The 2,132-nt window shown below is 53.3% G+C and carries 4 protein-coding genes and 1 pseudogene; 2 read left to right on the forward strand and 3 right to left on the reverse strand.

Annotation, left to right across the window (positions count from 1 at the left end; all coding sequences use genetic code 11):
* The first annotated feature begins 49 nt into the window (after positions 1 to 49).
* Positions 50 to 268, forward strand: coding sequence for a hypothetical protein (locus tag PZA18_RS23740; protein WP_284103375.1), 219 nt, complete (start codon positions 50 to 52; stop codon positions 266 to 268).
* A 439-nt stretch (positions 269 to 707) separates the two neighbouring features.
* Here PZA18_RS23740 and PZA18_RS23745 read toward each other — a convergent pair whose 3' ends face one another.
* Both PZA18_RS23745 and PZA18_RS23750 read right to left on the reverse strand, forming a co-directional pair.
* Positions 708 to 1,001, reverse strand: coding sequence for a type II toxin-antitoxin system RelE/ParE family toxin (locus tag PZA18_RS23745; protein WP_308447455.1), 294 nt, complete (start codon positions 999 to 1,001; stop codon positions 708 to 710).
* On the reverse strand, positions 989 to 1,264 hold the full coding sequence (locus PZA18_RS23750; RefSeq protein WP_308447456.1) for a CopG family ribbon-helix-helix protein: 276 nt from the start codon (positions 1,262 to 1,264) through the stop codon (positions 989 to 991). The genes PZA18_RS23745 and PZA18_RS23750 overlap by 13 nt, the downstream gene beginning before the upstream one ends.
* 228 nt (positions 1,265 to 1,492) lie before the next feature.
* On the opposite strand from PZA18_RS23750, the gene PZA18_RS23755 reads away from it, so the two are divergent.
* The gene (locus PZA18_RS23755; protein WP_456238582.1) at positions 1,493 to 1,768 is read left to right on the forward strand and encodes a recombinase family protein; all 276 of its coding nucleotides are present in this window, start codon (positions 1,493 to 1,495) and stop codon (positions 1,766 to 1,768) included.
* A gap of 251 nt (positions 1,769 to 2,019) precedes the next feature.
* On the opposite strand, the pseudogene PZA18_RS23760 reads toward PZA18_RS23755, so the two are convergent.
* Positions 2,020 to 2,132, reverse strand: a pseudogene (locus PZA18_RS23760) (IS5/IS1182 family transposase); the annotation flags it as partial.

Consider the following 2,132-nt stretch of genomic DNA (forward strand, 5'->3'; position numbering starts at 1 on the left):
TTCCCGGGTAAGCGGGGTGGTGCGCGCATTGCTGTGCAGGCGGTAACTCATGATCAGGAAGGGTTCTCAAGTTGGGCGATCAGACTACGCAAAAGATCTCTGGCCCGATAGAGCGGCCAGCTACGTCGGGGAATGGAATCTGGTGGAACCCAACAAGCCTGTGCTCAGTTCACGCCACCTCTATGCCGGTCGCCGCTCGGGCAGTAAACAGGTTGCCTCCCGAACTGATCCTGGAGTGCCGCTAGTCCCCAGTTTCGACGACGTCTAACGCTTTCGACACCTCAACGATGGTTCGCTTGCGCTCGTCTCCTGAGCACCTACTTGACGCATTTCCTGCGCCTTTTCCTTGACGCTCACTACAACGGCTCTTTACCGATGCAGCTCAAGGTGGTTTGGAGCCTGCGCCTGCACGCCGGCTCCGAGGGGCCTTCCCCCATCTTCGATACAGCATTGCGTTCGAGGCTCACACCTCTACGCATTCGTGACACACTAGCGGCTTGCGTTTGAAACCGGTCTGGCTTGCATTTGATGCCTTGGCCGGCTCACATTAACTGCATCCACCAAGCTGCACCGACTCAGATTGTTTGCAACTGGATCTGCATTCCACCGCGCTGGCTTGCATTCCATTGCAACCAGCTCACGCTATTTGCAAATGAAATCGAGAAATTCCCAGCATAAAAGCGAGTCTGGTGAAGTGAGAATCGTCATCAGTAGCCCGCCTCCTTCTGGTGCCGGAAGGCCAGAACGTACACCACGTCATCGGCGGGATCGTGGCGGTATAGCGCCACATAGCCAGAATCGCCGAAAGCGATTACCAGTTCGCGTAACTCTGGAATGTCAGGGAGTGGCCGACCAAGGTCCGGGGTCGTTTCCAACAGCAGGAATTGCCGCTCGATGGCTTGACCGGCCCGCTTGGTGGCTTCCAGAGACTTGGCGGCAAGGAATCTTCGGCATCGTTCCAAGCCTTTTGCCGCACCTTCGGTAACGATTACTTGTGGCACTCAGGCACCGCTTTTTCTTCCTCGGTGCCCCAGGTGTTCAACCAGGTGCGTACTTCCTGACCGGTCAAGTGCCGGCCGGTTTCCTGATAGGCAGACCAGGATGCCAAGGCTTCCTGCTGGAAGCTCTCGCGGGCTTCCTCACGCTCGACGTACTGCTGGATGGCTTCAAGCATGATCCAGTGGGGCGAGCGGCGACGCTGGCTGGCGAGGTGCTGGACCCGCTGTTTCAGAGTGTCATCAATCTTGAGAGACGTTGCCATCATAAGACCTTTATCACATGGTAATACCTAGTGATAATCTAGCTCTTTCTTACCTACGAGTCCATCTTTGGCTGGACGGGGAGACTTGCACTTGTCCATCAGAGCTATACCTCAACTTGGCGTCAGGGCATCGCAGCAAACTACGGCAAATTAAGGTAGGAATTCGCATTGATTGACACTCGCCGTAAAGGGTCTAAGATTCCAAGCTGACATATTCAGCGGAGAAACCCAGTGCAGGGGCAGCGTATCGGCTATGTTCGGGTCAGCACCTTAGAGCAAAACACTCTACGTCAGCTTGAACAGGTCCAGATTGATCGAGTCTTTACTGATAAGGCATCCGGCAAGGATGCTCAACGACCACAGCTGGAGGCGATGCTTGCCTTTGTCCGGGATGGCGATACGGTGGTGGTACACAGCATGGATCGCTTAGCGCGCAATCTGGATGATTTACGCCGCATCGTGCAAGGCTTGGTCAAACGCGGAGTGTGCATCGAGTTTGGGGTCTGAGGTGTAACGGAACGGAAAACCGGGTTAAGTCTTTGTCATTACTTTGGAATGGGCTGTTATTGTGCTAGATAAGCTGTCTTTGACGATAAATAGCTAATTTTGGCATTGTGTTCCCAGGAGGTTGAGTTTTGAGCCCTATTGAATCGGATCAATGAAAACCTCATGGACAAGTCGGTCTTGATATATTTATCAGACTCAATCTAATTGAAAAAACAAAGTAATTTATGCTGATTCCCTACTAGATAGTGTCGTCACGAGATTTCCAGCCAAAGAGCAAGGCACCGTATTTGAACGGCCGCGACAAACGACTTCAGTCGTTTTGCGTAGCGGGTTGCAATCCCGCGCCATCGCTTGATCTTGAGAA

The organism is Parachitinimonas caeni (assembly GCF_030129945.1).
GTDB classification, from domain to species: domain Bacteria; phylum Pseudomonadota; class Gammaproteobacteria; order Burkholderiales; family Chitinimonadaceae; genus Parachitinimonas; species Parachitinimonas caeni.